This window comes from Rhodococcus sp. B50, assembly GCF_013602415.1.
In the GTDB taxonomy this organism is placed as follows: Bacteria; Actinomycetota; Actinomycetes; order Mycobacteriales; family Mycobacteriaceae; genus Rhodococcus.
The window spans coordinates 4289845-4304643 of sequence record NZ_WPAG02000002.1 but is presented as its reverse complement, the minus strand read 5'-3'; the positions used below and the strand labels follow the sequence as shown (position 1 = coordinate 4304643).

General features: G+C 63.4%; 13 protein-coding genes. 7 read left to right on the top strand and 6 right to left on the bottom strand.

What is annotated here, in order from left to right; genetic code table 11:
- Positions 1-56: 56 nt before the first annotated feature.
- Together GON09_RS20255 and GON09_RS20250 are read right to left on the bottom strand one after the other, a co-directional pair.
- Positions 57-1400, bottom strand: a complete 1344-nt coding sequence (locus GON09_RS20255) for an MFS transporter (RefSeq protein WP_374195351.1) — start codon at positions 1398-1400, stop codon at positions 57-59.
- Between the two features lie 92 nt (positions 1401-1492).
- Positions 1493-2455, bottom strand: coding sequence for a PDR/VanB family oxidoreductase (locus GON09_RS20250; protein WP_213933385.1), 963 nt, complete (start codon positions 2453-2455; stop codon positions 1493-1495).
- Between the two features lie 111 nt (positions 2456-2566).
- Here GON09_RS20250 and GON09_RS20245 point away from each other — a divergent pair, with 111 nt between their 5' ends.
- From GON09_RS20245 to GON09_RS20235, 3 genes are all read left to right on the top strand, one after another.
- Positions 2567-3358, top strand: a complete 792-nt coding sequence (locus tag GON09_RS20245) for an SDR family NAD(P)-dependent oxidoreductase (RefSeq protein WP_213933384.1) — start codon at positions 2567-2569, stop codon at positions 3356-3358.
- 43 nt (positions 3359-3401) lie between these two features.
- Positions 3402-4262, top strand: coding sequence for an alpha/beta fold hydrolase (locus tag GON09_RS20240; RefSeq protein WP_213933383.1), 861 nt, complete (start codon positions 3402-3404; stop codon positions 4260-4262).
- Positions 4263-4347: 85 nt separating this feature from the next.
- Positions 4348-5010, top strand: coding sequence for a TetR family transcriptional regulator (locus GON09_RS20235; protein ID WP_213934539.1), 663 nt, complete (start codon positions 4348-4350; stop codon positions 5008-5010).
- A gap of 78 nt (positions 5011-5088) precedes the next feature.
- Here GON09_RS20235 and GON09_RS20230 read toward each other — a convergent pair whose 3' ends face one another.
- Both GON09_RS20230 and GON09_RS20225 read right to left on the bottom strand, forming a co-directional pair.
- A complete protein-coding gene (locus tag GON09_RS20230) occupies positions 5089-6576 on the bottom strand; it encodes an aldehyde dehydrogenase (RefSeq protein WP_213933382.1) in 1488 nt (495 codons plus the stop codon).
- A gap of 208 nt (positions 6577-6784) precedes the next feature.
- The gene (locus GON09_RS20225) at positions 6785-7771 is read right to left on the bottom strand and encodes a GNAT family N-acetyltransferase (RefSeq protein WP_213933381.1); all 987 of its coding nucleotides are present in this window, start codon (positions 7769-7771) and stop codon (positions 6785-6787) included.
- 162 nt (positions 7772-7933) lie between these two features.
- Here GON09_RS20225 and GON09_RS20220 point away from each other — a divergent pair, with 162 nt between their 5' ends.
- Positions 7934-9103 carry an aromatic ring-hydroxylating oxygenase subunit alpha gene (locus GON09_RS20220; protein WP_213933380.1) on the top strand — a complete coding sequence of 390 codons (1170 nt, stop codon included), beginning with the start codon at positions 7934-7936 and terminating at the stop codon, positions 9101-9103.
- 56 nt (positions 9104-9159) lie between these two features.
- Positions 9160-10311: an acyl-CoA dehydrogenase family protein gene (locus GON09_RS20215; RefSeq protein ID WP_213933379.1), complete on the top strand. Its 1152-nt coding sequence runs from the start codon at positions 9160-9162 to the stop codon at positions 10309-10311.
- 70 nt (positions 10312-10381) lie between these two features.
- On the opposite strand, the gene GON09_RS20210 is transcribed toward GON09_RS20215, so the two are convergent.
- Both GON09_RS20210 and GON09_RS20205 read right to left on the bottom strand, forming a co-directional pair.
- Complete coding sequence (locus GON09_RS20210; protein ID WP_280521634.1) at positions 10382-11443, bottom strand: NADH:flavin oxidoreductase; 1062 nt, start codon at positions 11441-11443, stop codon at positions 10382-10384.
- 64 nt (positions 11444-11507) lie between these two features.
- Positions 11508-12284, bottom strand: coding sequence for an SDR family NAD(P)-dependent oxidoreductase (locus GON09_RS20205; protein ID WP_213933377.1), 777 nt, complete (start codon positions 12282-12284; stop codon positions 11508-11510).
- A gap of 184 nt (positions 12285-12468) precedes the next feature.
- Between GON09_RS20205 and GON09_RS20200 the strand changes: the two genes are divergently transcribed.
- Together GON09_RS20200 and GON09_RS20195 are read left to right on the top strand one after the other, a co-directional pair.
- Entirely contained in the window at positions 12469-13518 is a 1050-nt protein-coding gene (locus tag GON09_RS20200; RefSeq protein WP_213933376.1) for an SRPBCC family protein, read from the top strand.
- A 36-nt stretch (positions 13519-13554) separates the two neighbouring features.
- Positions 13555-14793, top strand: a complete 1239-nt coding sequence (locus GON09_RS20195) for a cytochrome P450 (protein WP_213933375.1) — start codon at positions 13555-13557, stop codon at positions 14791-14793.
- The last annotated feature ends 6 nt before the right edge of the window (positions 14794-14799 follow it).

Here is a 14799-nt window from a genome sequence, read left to right as displayed (position 1 = left end):
CGGACAGACGAGTCCCGTACCGCGTGTGGCCAGATTATCGCCACAGCAATGAGACGTCAATCAATTTTTGTAATTTGCAAAAACCTGCCCACGGCAACGGTCAGGCCGGCGGCGAATGCAGTGACGCCACCCACGACGAACGCGATGACATAGGCCCGCGACGACGGAAGTTCCGTACCCGCAATCGTGACCGCCGCGAGCAGCGATCCCACGAGGGCGCTCGCCAGCGAACTTCCGAAGGTCCGCGCAATCGCGTTGATCCCGTTTGCAACACCGGTGTCGCGCATCGGAACATGATCGATGAGCATCGCCGGCAGTGCCCCGTAGGCCACGCTCACGAATACGTTGAGCACGGCAACAGCGGTGACGAGCTGCCATGCCTGGCCATGATTGAAGATGAGAAACGCGAAGCCACCCACCCCGATCGCGCATGCCACCATGAGCACACGATCGGCGCGGAACCTCCGCACCAGCAATCCGCTCACAACGGCCGCCGTGACTCCGGCGACCTGGCCCGGCAGGAGGTAGAACAGACTCGTTTCGAGTACGGACGCTCCGAATCCGTACCCGACTTCGTCCGGATCTGCCTGCACGAACATCGCTATCGCCAAGAACTGCACAAACATTGCGATACCGACCAGAAATGCGGCGAGGTGTGTCGGCGCCACTGATCCGGCGGTCAGCAACGCAGGCGCGACCAGCGGAGCATCGGTTCGTCGTTCGTGTCGATACCAGGCCACCAGCACGAGAGCACCGGCCACCGCGCAGCCGAGTGTCGGCACCGACGTCCAACCCCACGTTCCTCCTCGAGCCAACGCGAGGAGCAGAGCCGAAAGCCCGACGGCCAACCCGAGGGCACCCCGGACATCGGTACCCGAACCGGAACCCGGCACCCGTGGAACGACGAACCATGCGATGACAGCAGCCATCACGGAGAGCGCGACGAGCAGCCAGAACACCCGACGGTAGTCGTCTCCCTCGCTGTACAGCAGGCCGGCCGCAACCATTCCGGCGCCGCCGCCGACGCTCATCATCCCCGACATGATCCCGAGTGCCGGTGTGATTCCACGAGCGCCGAGGGCGCTGCGCAGCACAGCGACCCCGATCGGGAAGAGCGCGAACGATGTTCCCTGCAGGGCACGGCCGACGATGAGCACCGGCAACGAATCCCGGGCGACGCACAGCAGCGAACCGATGAGCACCACGGACAGAATGCCGAGCAGCACCCTCCGTGCACCACGCCGATCGGCGAGCCTGCCCAGCAGGGGTGTGCAGACCGTTGCCACAAGTAGATTCACCGTGACGATCCACCCGGCAGCGTTGGCACCGACCCCCAACTGTTCCGTGATGGCCGGCATCAGTGGAACCACTGCGGTCTGCATGACCGACGTGATCATCACGATGAGACACATCGCCGGAATCAGCACGACGGCCGGCGCGGACTTCCGCTCGGCCGTGTGCCCAGTTGTCAGATGTTCCGTCACCATAGGCGCTACAAGTCCAGGGTGAGCTTGGCCGTACAACTGCGTGATACACAGATCATCATGCAGTCGTTCTCCGCCTGCTCATCCTCGGTGAGTACCGAGTCGCGATGGTCCGGCACGCCGTCCACCACGGCAACTTCGCATGTGCCGCACGTACCTTCGCGGCAGGAGAAGGGGGTATCGACGCCGGAGCGCAGCACCGCGTCCAGCACCGACTCGTTGGCGTCGACGGTGATCGTCGTGCCGGACTCGACCAGCTCGACCTCGAAGGTGGTGTCGACAGCATCGGCCGGCTTCTCCTTGGCCACGAATCGTTCGACGTGGAGGGTCAATTCGGGACGCTTACGGCATTCGGACTCGATCGCCTGGAGCAGCGGTTCCGGACCGCAGCAGTACACGTGAGTGCCTGCGGGGACGTCGTCGAGCGCTGTTGCCAGATCGAGGATGCCGTACTCGTCCTGCGGCCGGAGTTCGACGCGTCCCGCATATTCGTCCGCGAGGTCGTCGGCAAACGCCATACTGGCCCGGGTCCGTCCCCCGTACAGCAGTCGCCACTGTGCACCGGCCTCCTCGGCTGCCCGCATCATCGGCACCAGCGGAGTGATGCCGATCCCCCCTGCGACGAAGAGATACGTCTGCGTCTGCTCGAAGACGAAGTTGTTCCGAGGCCCGGCCGCACCGATGAGATCGCCGACCTGCAGCGAGTCGTGGATCCAGCGTGAGCCACCCCGCCCGCCCTCCTCGCGAAGCACCGCAACGGTCAGCGAAGTGTCGTCCTCGATATCGCCGCACAGGGAGTAGTGCCGCACCGTCGACTCGTCGATGATGACATCGATGTGCGATCCGGGCTCCCACGCAGGAATCGTTCGACCGTCCGGGTCGGCGAGTCTTACCGCCACGACACCGTCCGCCACCACGTCTTTGCCGACCACCAGCATCTTGCTGTGGGTCATTTCGGTGTTTCGGGCCATCAGTGTTCTCGTTCCCCTGGACATCGCCTACGATCTAATCTTAAGTAATTAGGTTTAAAGGTTCAAGACGCACCAGCGACTCAGATTACGCAACACTCCGGGAGAACAGCGATGACCTCGACGAATACCGAAACGGACGGCGGCTCGATCCTCGATCTTTTCCGGTTGGACGGATCCGTTGCGATCGTCACCGGCGCCGGTAGTGGCCTGGGAGCCGGCTTCGCCCGAGCTCTCGCAGAAGCCGGCGCCGACGTGGTGATCGCCGCGAGACGGCGTGAGAATCTCGACGCCGTCGCACCGACCGTCGAAGCGACCGGCCGGCGTTGCCTCGTCGTCCCCACCGACGTCACCGACCCCGCCCAGTGCGACGCTCTCGCCGCAGCCGCAGTCGCAGAATTCGGCCGACTCGACATCCTGGTCAACAATGCGGGCGTCACCAGTTCCGCGCCTGCAACCCGGGAACGACCCGAAGACTTCCGGTCCGTGCTGGACGTGAACCTGCTCGGTGCGTACTGGACGGCACAGGCCTGTGGACGTGTGATGAAGCCCGGATCGAGCATCGTCAACGTCTCGAGCATGCTCGGACTGGTCAAGTCGGTACTCCCCCAGGCCGCGTATTCGGCCAGCAAAGCTGGACTGATCGGCCTGACCCGCGACCTCTCCCACCAGTGGTCGGGACGGAAGGGGATCCGCGTCAATGCGATCGCGCCGGGATTCGTCGAAACCGACATGATCTCCGAGATGTCGCCCGACACGCTCGACGAGTTCCTCCGTGGCAGTTCGCTCGGCCGCGCCGCAACCCAACGCGAAATGGATGCCGCCGTCGTCTTCCTGGCAGGCAGAGGTTCGAGCTACATCACCGGATCGACGCTCGCCGTCGACGGCGGTACCTCCGGGCACTGATCTCGACGACCCAGAACTCCCGACAACCCAGGACGGCACAACGATGACGATCACCCGTCACAAGAGCGAACTGCGCGGCGACGGCGTTCTTCTCGCCGCGGACCTGTGGGAACCGCCGAGCGACTGCAAGGGCACAGTCCTGCTGCTGCACGGCGGCGGGCAGACGAGGCACTCGTGGCAACGCACCGGCGTTCGACTCGCGGAGCAAGGATGGCGTTCGTACACGATCGACGCGCGCGGGCACGGCGACAGCGACTGGGCCGAGGACGGCGACTACAGCCACAGCGCACACGCCCGGGACATCTGCTCGATCGTCGACGGACTCGGAGAACCGCCTGTGCTCGTAGGAGCCTCGATGGGTGGGATGGCGTCGCTCGTCGCAGCGGGGAACAACCCGGGCCTCGCACGTGCTCTGGTGCTCGTCGATATCACCCCCAAGGCCGAACCGGAGGGACTGTCCAAGATCACCGATTTCATGCGGGCCGGCCTGGACGGGTTCGACAGCCTCCAACATGCCCTCGATGCCGTCATCGCCTACAACCCGCATCGCAGCAGGCCTCCGCGTGTCGAGGGACTGCGCAAGAACCTGCGTGAACGCGATGGACGTTGGTACTGGCACTGGGATCCTCAGCTCCTCGCTCACCGGACGAACCAGCCGGAAGCCACTGCCGAACGCGAGGAGCAGGCACGAAACGCGGCGCGCGCCGTCACAATTCCCACCCTGCTCATCCGCGGCGCCCAGTCGGATGTGGTGAGCGACGAGGGGGCACGGGAACTGCTGGGACTCATCCCCGGTTCGCGTCATATCGATGTGAGCGGCGCCGGCCACATGGTGGGGGGCGACGACAACGACGTGCTGACCCAGGGCCTGTCCGAGTTCCTGAATGGGGTTGCTCTCGCATGATCATCGAACGAACTGGAACAGATGCCATTCAATTCACTCTGCCGCGTACACCTGCCCGGTGGACCGCACCGACCGAGAGCGAATGATGGCGCGACCGTCGAAGCCTCTGATCAGTCGCGCGTCCGCAGTGGCCGCGTCCATCGAGATCATCGACTCCGAGGGACTCGATGCCTTCAGCCTGCCCCGTCTCGCAAAGCACCTCGGCGTCCGTGCACCCTCGCTCTACCACCACTTCGCCGACAAGTCGGAGATTCTCGAGGCAGTGGCCCGAAACATCGCGGGCGCGGGCACGCTGCCCCGCCGGAAACCGGGGCCGGACTGGTCCGAATACTTCGTGACGCTGAGCATGAATCTGCGGCGATCGATACTCGAGCATCGCAATGCTGCCCCGATTCTGCTCCAGTACCTGCCGCGCGATCTCCTCATCGGCACCTACGAGGACTCTGCCCGTTTCCTCGAACGGTCGGGAGTGCCCGCGCACCTTCATGTGCAGATTCTCGATGGCATGGAACGCCTGACCTTGGGCGCGGTGCTCACCGAAGCCATGCGCAAGCCGAGCACGAAGTCCACGATCTTCCCGAGCGTCGATCCAGATTCGCAGCCACTGTTGACGCGCGCGCTCGCCGAGAACGAGAAGACCTCACGCCAGTTGTTCGAGGAGATGATCCGCAGCTTTCTGCACGGCGTGGTGCGCAACGCCGAGGTCGAGATCACAGATCCGGCCGAGCTGAGCGTCGGCAGCGGCTGAACCGAGTTTCGATCTTCCCGAAACGATGTGGCACCCACCGTCGGCGGGTGCCACATCGTTTCGGAGATCGTCGTACGACTACGCCGGCATGTGGACGGTCTTGATCTCGAAGAACTCCTCGAGTCCTTCGATGCCACCCTCACGGCCCTGACCGGACTGCTTGTACCCACCGAACGGCAGGGTGAAGTCCGCCACCGAGCCGTTGACACTGATTGTCCCGGTACGGATTCGGCGTGCCACCTCGAAACCGTGGTCGATGTCCTCGGTGTACACCGCGCCCGACAGGCCGTAGATCGAGTTGTTGGCGATCGCGATCGCGTCTTCCTCGTCCTCGTAGGTGATCACCGCGATGACCGGCCCGAAGACCTCCTCCTGTGCGATCCGCGAATCCGGATCCACATTGTCGAGCAGCGTCGGCGCGACGAAGAAGCCCTTGTCCAATCCCTCCGGACGACCACCACCGAGTACCACGGTCGCACCGTCCTGCTTCGCGATGTCGATGTAACCGAGCACCCGTTCCTGCTGACGCTTGGAGGCGAGCGGGCCGAGGAAATTGGTCGGCTCCCACGGATTGCCCATCGGCAACGACCCGTACGCGGCCTTCAACACCTCGACCACTTCGTCGTGACGCTTGCGCGACACCAGCACCCGGCTGAGCGCGATGCAGGCCTGACCGGACTGCATGCAGCCGCCCATCGGCAGGCTCTGCACCACGTGATCGATGTCGGCGTCATCGAGGATGATCGCCGCCGACTTACCGCCGAGTTCGAGCGAGACCCGTGCGATGCGCTCGCCTGCCAGCGACATGATGCGACGCCCCGCAACGGTGCTGCCGGTGAACGTCACATGGTCGACCTCGGGGTTGGTCACCAGCGTTTCCGACACCTCCCGGTCGGCGCACAGCACGCTCAACACACCCTCCGGAATGTACCCTTCCTCGACGAGTTCGGCGATGATGTCGGCGAATACCGACGGAGACAGCGGAGCCTCCGGCGCGGTCTTGAGCACCACCGAACACCCCGCCGCCAGCGCCGGCGCGACCTTGAACGCGATCGTGCCGACGGGCCCGTTCCACGGGATGATCGCCGCCACCACACCCGTGGGTTCCTTGAGGATCCGGGAGACTCCGCCGGCGGCGCGGGGGCGCTCCTCACTGGTTTCGAATGTGCGGGCCAGCGTCGCGACCGCACTGAACAGACCGGCCACCATCTCCTGCGTCGGCCGGCTCACACTCACCGGCACGCCCACCTCGAGCACACCGATCGGGGTGAGTTCGTCGACGCGCTGCGCAAGGCGATCGGCGATCAGTTCGAGGACATCGGCACGCTCGGCCATGCTCTTCGACGCCCATGTTCCCTCGTCGAAGGATTTACGGGCTGCCGCAACAGCTTTGGACACATCCTCCGCGGTGGCGGCACGCACGCGTGCGACGGGCTGCTCGGTGAACGAGTCGACGACCTCGATCCAGTCGTTGCCTGTCGACTCGACCCAGCGGCCGCCGACGAACACCTTCTCGCGGTCGGCGATCGACAGGTTGGCGCCGGTATCGGCTTCGGTGGTGGTCATGAGGGTTGCTCCTAGCGTTCAGCGGATGACACGAGAGATGCCGGCCGCACGGCGTCGGCAGGTGTGCACGGACCTCGATTGCGAGGCGGACGGTCGCTGCAGGGACGAACGAGACTCCACTGTTTGTGAGTCACGACACAAACCGTAATGGCCTATAGCCATTAGGTCAACACCGAACAGATTTCGTTCCTCGTCTCGTCGCCGAACCTCAGAAACTGGGCACGTCCGCCCATTCACCGACCTGATAGCACGAGTGCTCCTCCTCCTGCTCGAACGACATCAGACGACACATCCGCACCGCGCCGGCATCGCTCGGATCGATGCGAATCAGGGCGATCTGCGCATCTGCCTCCTTCAGGGCTTCCAGCGCGCGGAGGAGCAACGCGGTGCCCAGACCGGACTCCCGGGCCGCCTTGGTGAGCAGCAGCGCCCGAACCGAAGCCGCGTCGAGTTCGAGATGGACGAATCGGGCGGGATCGAACCACACGAATCCCGTGGGCGCACCGGAAGCGTCGCGAGCAACGAGCACCTCGCCCGATCCCAGCCGGACCTCGTCCAGGAGTCGTTCACGCTGGGCGGGTACCAGCGCTGCCGAATCCAGCACCTCGGTGATCACCGGGGAGATCTCCGGGTCGTCGATCGGCCGGGACTCCTCCACTGTGATGCCCTCAGGAATCACCGCTTCGTCCAGCGGTGTCGCGAACGGACCGGAAAGGTGCCGGAAGAGCGTCCACAACCGACTCACCGCCGGGACATCGAACCGGCGCGCGAGGCGCTGGGAGGCAGGATGCGTGCTGTATGCCCAGCATCGCAACGCCGCCGCACCCGTACCGCTCCAGCCACCCTCGCCGGTGGTGTCCAGGCCCATCTCCTCGACCAGCGTCGTGGCGATCCCGCGGGATCGGTAGTCCGGATGCACGACGAACTGCACCGTCCCCAACCCCTCGTCGTCCACCTGCAGGTGCAGGTACGCCACGATCACGAGAGGAGCGTCCGCCCGTGCACTCAGATCTCGTCGAGCCTTGATCGGCAGGTGGAGGACCCTCGTGCCGTCACGATCGGTCGAGCCGACATCCTCCGGCGGGATCTTCGAGAACCCGGCTTCGTCGTCGTATTCCGCTGCAGCACCGACGAGAGCCAGCACTTCGTCCCGATCGTCGGAATCCAGCTCCGAACACCACTGATACGAGATCATCCTTCTACTCCTCATCTGCCGGTCGTCGCAGTCTAAATCTAATGCCGATCGATATTTCGGCGCAATGGTCCGAGTACCTGCGCAACGGCGATCCAGGGTTTACACTTAAATCTACTTGAGTTAGATTTAGTGCAATCGATCCGAGGACACCTGGAGGGCACCATGACAGAGGTCGGAATCCCCACCGAGGAACGCATTCGCCGCGCCCTCGACCACCTACGCAACGACACCACCGACGAGTTCGACCACGTCACCTGGTTCGAACCCCGCGAATTCACCGACCCCACGATCGCTCAACTCGAACGCGACCGAGTCTTCGGCCGCGTCCCTTCGATCGTTCTCCACGGCTCCGAAATCCCCAAGTCCGGTGACTTCGTCACCCTCCAACTCCCCCGCAACAACGTCATCGTCGTTCGCCAACGCGACGGCAGCGTCAAAACCCTCGTGAACCAGTGCCGTCACCGCGGCGCCATGGTCGAGAAGGAAGAAAAGGGCCGCTGCCGCCTCTTCTCGTGCCCCTACCACCGCTGGTCCTACGACACCGACGGCACGCTGCGCACCATCACCCGCGAGAACACCTTCGGTGAAGCCGACGTCGACCAGCGCGACCTCGTCCAACTCCCCACCGAAGAACGCCACGGCTTCGTCTGGGTCATCGACGACGCCGATGCCGAGATCGACGTCGCCGAATGGCTCGGCCCCGAGATGGACGCGATCATGGGGTCTTACGGCCTCGACAAGATGGTCACCACGCGGACCGAGGTCTTCGACGAGCCCATCAACTGGAAGTTGATGCAGGACGCCTTCCTCGACGGCTACCACATCCAGTACGCGCACCCGAACACCGCTGCCAAGCACATCCACACCAACGTCATGGCCTTCGAGGATTTCGGCAACCACTGCCGGTTCCTCAATCTTCGCAAGACCATCGACCGGTGGATCGAAGAGGATCCGGGCGATCGCAGCCTCGCCGAACACGTGACGGAAAGCCACCTCGTGGGCCCCAACTGCACGTTGCTCAAGCAGCCTGATCACTTCCAGTTGCTCACTTTCCGTCCCGACCGCAACGATCCCCAGCGCTGCCGCATGGAGATCCGTCTCATCGCACCCACGCTCGAAGACAGCGGCCTCACCGAGGAACGGTACAACCGCACCTGGAGCAAGAACATCGAGATCCTCACAGCAGTGCTGGTCAATGAGGACTTCCCCATCCTGCGCGATTCGCAACAGTCGATGGCCAGCGCGAACGCCGGAAACATGCTGCTCGGACGCAACGAGGTCGCGAACCAGGTATTCCGTCGGTCGATCCAGTCGCTCCTCGACGAGAACTGACCGTCCGAGACATCATGGCGGGCGCCTGAACGGCGCCCGCCCAAGGAGGCTTACATATGGAGAGCGATCTCTTCGAGAGTGACCACGAGCTGTTCCGCGATTCGGTCCGCGGTTTCGTCGAGAAACACGTCGTTCCGAACCTGGAGAAGTGGGACGCCGATCGGCTCATCGACCGCGACACGTGGCGCGCCGCCGGCAGGCAAGGCCTGCTCGGGCTGAGTGTCCCCGAAGAGTACGGCGGTCCCGGCGAACTCGACTACCGATTCCGTGTCGTGATCCAGTCCGAAATCGCTCGCGTCGGTGCATCCGCGTTGCAGTCGGGATTCTCGACCAACGACGACATCGTCCTGAACTACCTTCTCCGGCATGCCACCGACGACCAGAAGAAGCGGTGGCTGCCCGGGTTCGTCACCGGAGAGACGATCGGCGCGATCGCGATGAGCGAGCCCGCTGCCGGCAGTGATCTGCGCGGGATCACCACTACCGCAGTACTCGACGGTGACCACTGGGTGATCAATGGGTCCAAGACGTTCATCACCAGCGGCATCCTCGCCGATCTGGTCATCGTCTTCGCCAAGACCGATCCCGCGGCCGGATCCCGGGGTTTCTCCCTGTTCGTCGTCGAAGACGGCACGCCCGGGTTCACCCGCGGCCGCAAACTCGACAAGGTCGGTCTGCACGCACAGGACACCTCCGAACTGTTCTTCGAAGACGTCCGTGTCCCTCAGGAGAATCTTCTCGGCGAACTCGGCCAGGGTTTCGGTTATCTGATGCAGAGCCTGCCGCTGGAACGTCTCGGTATCGGCATCGCTGCGCAGATGTCGGCCGAAGCCGTCATGGGCTGGACCCTCGACTATGTCAAGGAGCGGACCGCGTTCGGAAAGCGCATCGGCGAATTCCAGGGACTGGGCTTCACTCTCGCCGAACTGCAGACCGCGGTGGAGGTTTCTCGCACCTACATCGATCGATGCGTTCGCGAATACAACAAGGGCACGTTGACCGCAGTCGACGCCTCGAAGGCCAAACTGTGGGCAACCGAACTGCAGGGCCGTGTCATCGATGCGGGCGTGCAGTTCCACGGGGGCTACGGCTACATGATGGAGTACCCGGTCGCGAAGGCGTTCATCGATGCCCGCATCCAGCGCATCTACGGCGGGACCAACGAGATCATGAAGGAGATCATCCACCGCGATCTGCTGAAGTCCTGATTTCTCGAACTTCGCGGAGGGCACCCGATTCGATCGGGTGCCCTCCGCGTCGTCCCGAGGCCGGTCGCGCTCAACTCACCAGATCGGGCCACCCCCGCAAGTACTCGACGAATGTCGGTCCCACGCCTTCTTCCTCCAGGTAGCCGTGGCTCACCGGTGGAGCGACGGCAACGAAGGCAAAGTCACGGTGAACCCTCCTCGGGAAGTCGTGGTGAAGAATCCCGCCGAGACCTATCGCGAGGTAGTCCACGCCGGCGCGAAGAACCTCGTGGCAACGGCTCGAGGTCGATATCCTTCCCGCCGCACCCAGCCGCACGGCACCCCGATCGAGCGCGGTGATGTACGAGAGCAGAGAACGTCCGCGACGACCCTCCTCGCGCGGTTCGCGCAATGCGTCGCCGAGCGAGAGATCCAGATAATCGATTGCGTTGCCGTCGATCAACTTTCGATAGAAACGCAGATTCTCTCCCAGCCCGATACCCAGACGGTCGGGCGAGACACGCACACCCACCTGGAAATCGCGGGAACACCGATCACGTATGGCGGCGATGATGTCGAAATAGATCCGGGACCTGTTCGCCTCCGATCCGCCGTAGCGATCGGTACGGCAGTTCAGCTTCGAGGCCAGGAACTGTTCCAGGAGGAACGCGTGCCCGCCGTGTAGTTGCACGCCGTCGAAACCGGCTCGTTCGGCGCGCTGCGCGGCGTCGGCAAAAGCTACGACGATCTCCTCGACCTCACCGGTCGACATGGCACGTGCGCCCGACTCCGCATGCCGCGACGGCGCGACCGGATTCGCTACCAGTTCCCTCGGTGCTCTGTAGCCGGCGTGAAAGAGCTGCACGGATGCCAGAGCGCCCTCGGCCTTGATCGCTGTTGCGAGCCGTTCGAGACCCTTCATGTGGACATCGCTCGAAATGCCCATCTGCCCGGGGAACCCCTTGCCGTCCTCACGTACGTACGCAGCGCACGTATGCACCGAGCCGAACCCACCGCGGGCACGCATGGTGAGCCAACGCAACTCGTCGTCCGAGACGGACCCGTCCTGCTCGCTCTGGGTGTTGGTGAGCGGCGCGAGCATGAACCGATTGCTCATCGGCCGACCGTGGCGAAAGGTGAGCGGATCGAACATGGACGACATTCCTTTCGAGCGGATTCAGCGGCTCGAGGTGCCGGTCTACGCAGATGCAGATCTGCTACCTCGGGTGCTGTCCGTCGTCGACCTTGATGATCGTGCCCGTGACGAAGTCGGACGACGGAGACAGTAGATAGAGCAGCGTGCTGTCCAACTGAGCAACGTGGCCGATTCGCTTGCGGGGCAGCGACGGTGAGAAGTCGCCGACGCGCTCGATCATCCCGGCGACCATCTCGGTATCGAAGGCTCCTGGAGCGATCGCATTGACGTTGATGTTCTGCTCGACCCACTCGACCGCCAGCGTCTCCGTCATACGATTGACGGCCGCTTTGGTCATCGAATACAGGGCGGCACCGTTTCCGGAGTAATTGTACGCACCGATCGAGGAAATGTTCACGATTCGCCCCGGCTTCCCCGCGGCGATCAGGCGCCTGGCGACTTCGGTCGACAGCAGGAACGGCGCACGAAGGTTGGTATCGATGACCGCGTCGACGAGGCCGAGGGACATACGATGTGCGCGTCGCGCGTCGGGTATGCCTGCACAGTTGACCAGCATGGTCACCATGCCCAGCGCCGACTCGACCTGATCGACCGCAGAAACGAGAGCATCGGCGTCGGTCACGTCCACCGTCGTCGCCACGCACGTGCCGCCCGCGGTTTCGATCTCCTGTTGCAGTTCTTTCAGCCGGTCCTCACGGCGCCCGGCTATCGCCACCGCAGCGCCCGCATCGGCGATGACGCGCGCGAAGCGTCTGCCGAGACCGGACGTCGCACCGGTAACCAGCGCGACGTTGCCCGACAGGTCGATCGAGAAATTCGGCAAGGCATACTCGGGCATCTTCGTCTCCAGTGGTGTCCGTAGCGAATTCGACTGTCGGGTATTCGGACGAAAACTCCCCGCGCGTCGATTCCCGACCTACACTGCAATCTACCGCAATTAGGTTCAACGCCATCGTCCCTCGCGCCTGATGCCCGAAGACGGTACCCGCGAGACGACGTTCAGTGTGATGCCGGAGGCCACCATGACAGAGGTCGGAATCCCCACCGAGGAACGCATTCGCCGCGCCCTCGACCACCTACGCAACGACACCACCGACGAGTTCGACCACGTCACCTGGTTCGAACCCCGCGAATTCACCGACCCCACGATCGCTCAACTCGAACGCGACCGAGTCTTCGGCCGCGTCCCTTCGATCGTTCTCCACGGCTCCGAAATCCCCAAGTCCGGTGACTTCGTCACCCTCCAACTCCCCCGCAACAACGTCATCGTCGTACGCCGAGACGACGGCACCCTGCGCACCGTCACCCGCGACAACACCTTCGAGAATGCCGACGTCGACCAGCGCAACCTCGTCCAACTCCCCACCGAAGAACGCCACGGCTTCGTCTGGGTCGTCGACGACGCCGATGCCGAGATCGACGTCGCCGAATGGCTCGGCCCCGAGATGGACACCATTATCGGGTCGTACGGCCTGGACAAGATGGTCACCACCCGAGTGCAGACATTCGACGAACCCGTCAACTGGAAGTTGATGCAGGACGCCTTCCTCGACGGCTACCACATCCAGTACGCGCACCCGAACACCGCTGCCAAGCACATCCATACCAACGTCATGGTGTTCGAGGACTTCGGCCGCCACTGCCGGTTCCTCAGTCTTCGCAAGAGTATCGACCGGTGGATCGAAGAGGATCCCGGCGACCGCAGTCTCGCCGAGCACCAATCGGGCGGGCAGTTCGTCGGACCCAACAGCACGTTGCTCAACCAACCGGGACACTTCCAACTGCTCACCTTCCGTCCCGACCGCAACGATCCGCAGCGCTGCCGCATGGAGATCCGGCTCATCGCGCCGAGCGTCGAAGAAAGCGGCCTGACCGAGGAACGCTACAACCGCATCTGGGACAAGAACGTCGAAATCCTCAATGCAGTGCTGTACAGCGAGGACTTCCCCATTCTTCGCGACTCGCAGCAAGTAATGAACAGCGCAAATGCCGGAAATCTCATTTTGGGGCGTAACGAAGTGGCCAATCAGGTTTTCCGGCGAGAGATCAAGAAACTCCTCGACACGAACTGACGCAGCAACGCTGCAGACCTGGACGACAGGAGACACATGACTACCACGACCGATCTCCCCGAAGACCTCGTTGTCGACTTCAACGTGTTCGACCCGACTCTCGCTATGCCGACCGATGTGTTCCAGCAACGCGCGGCCGCGCTTCGTGCGCGAGGCCCGATCGTGTACTCCACAGCCCTCGGTGGCCATTGGATCGTCACCCGATACAAGGAGATTCATCAGATTCTCCGAGATCCGGAGACCTTCTCGAGCTATCCGAACAGTCTCCTCGATATTCATCAGGGCCGTGCGATCCCCCTCGAGTTGGATCCGCCCGAGCACACGTACTTCCGGCAAGCGCTGCAACCACTGTTCAGTCCCAAACGCATGCAGGAACTCGAACCGCAGATACGTAGCCTGGTCGACGAGTTGATCGACCGGTTTGCCGACGCCGGAAGCGCCGAGTTCATCTCCGAGTTCGCTCACGAGCTGCCCACACGGGTGTTTCTCACTCTGATGGCCTGGCCTCTCGAGGACGCCGAGATGTTCACCGAGATGACCGATATTGCCCTGCAAGGCATTCCGGGAGCATCCGAGGAAGAATCGAGCAAAGCCCATGCCGACGCCGCGAACCGGATGTTCGCCTATTTCGGGGACATCGTCACCAGGGTACGTTCGGGTGAGGAGGGCCACGGCCTCACCGGCGAGATCATCAACACGTCCGTCCAGATGGTAGGCAGCACAAGACTTCTCACCAAGGAGGAATTGTGCCGGATGTTCTACCTCCTCCTGATCGCAGGTCTGCACACTGTGCAAGGGTCCCTCGCGTGGGCGATCGTGCACCTGTCGAACAACCCCGAACAACGACGCACGATCATGGAGGATCCCGACTCGATTCCCAGCGCCGTCGAAGAGATTCTCCGCATCGAAGCGGCAGTTGTTCCCGGGCGAAAGGTCATGCGCGATATTGAGATCGGGGGTGTGCGGATAGCCGAGGGTGATCAGTTGGCGATGCTGCTCTGCTCCGCAAACCGTGACGACGACGAGTTCGACAACCCGGACGACTTGCTCGTCGATCGCACCCCGAATCGCCACCTCTCGTTCGGCGCCGGCCCTCACCGCTGCCTGGGCTCGCATCTGGCTCGGATCGAACTCGCCATCGCCCTCGAGGAAATTCACCGTCGCATCCCCGACTACGCGCTGGTGGAGGCGGATCCCCCGGTCATGCATGCCACCCAGGTTCGAGGGTGCGTACGTCTTCCCATCACATTCACTGCGTCGACCCGACACCGGTGACGAATG

What these genes read in the sequence shown, in the direction of transcription:
- GON09_RS20250 (WP_213933385.1), bottom strand. Translation starts at nt 2,455, where the DNA reads ATGGCCCGAAACACCGAAATGACCCACAGCAAGATGCTGGTGGTCGGC.
- GON09_RS20245 (WP_213933384.1), top strand. Translation starts at nt 2,567, where the DNA reads ATGACCTCGACGAATACCGAAACGGACGGCGGCTCGATCCTCGATCTT.
- GON09_RS20240 (WP_213933383.1), top strand. Translation starts at nt 3,402, where the DNA reads ATGACGATCACCCGTCACAAGAGCGAACTGCGCGGCGACGGCGTTCTT.
- GON09_RS20235 (WP_213934539.1), top strand. Translation starts at nt 4,348, where the DNA reads ATGGCGCGACCGTCGAAGCCTCTGATCAGTCGCGCGTCCGCAGTGGCC.
- GON09_RS20230 (WP_213933382.1), bottom strand. Translation starts at nt 6,576, where the DNA reads ATGACCACCACCGAAGCCGATACCGGCGCCAACCTGTCGATCGCCGAC.
- GON09_RS20225 (WP_213933381.1), bottom strand. Translation starts at nt 7,771, where the DNA reads ATGATCTCGTATCAGTGGTGTTCGGAGCTGGATTCCGACGATCGGGAC.
- GON09_RS20220 (WP_213933380.1), top strand. Translation starts at nt 7,934, where the DNA reads ATGACAGAGGTCGGAATCCCCACCGAGGAACGCATTCGCCGCGCCCTC.
- GON09_RS20215 (WP_213933379.1), top strand. Translation starts at nt 9,160, where the DNA reads ATGGAGAGCGATCTCTTCGAGAGTGACCACGAGCTGTTCCGCGATTCG.
- GON09_RS20210 (WP_280521634.1), bottom strand. Translation starts at nt 11,443, where the DNA reads ATGTTCGATCCGCTCACCTTTCGCCACGGTCGGCCGATGAGCAATCGG.
- GON09_RS20205 (WP_213933377.1), bottom strand. Translation starts at nt 12,284, where the DNA reads ATGCCCGAGTATGCCTTGCCGAATTTCTCGATCGACCTGTCGGGCAAC.
- GON09_RS20200 (WP_213933376.1), top strand. Translation starts at nt 12,469, where the DNA reads ATGACAGAGGTCGGAATCCCCACCGAGGAACGCATTCGCCGCGCCCTC.
- GON09_RS20195 (WP_213933375.1), top strand. Translation starts at nt 13,555, where the DNA reads ATGACTACCACGACCGATCTCCCCGAAGACCTCGTTGTCGACTTCAAC.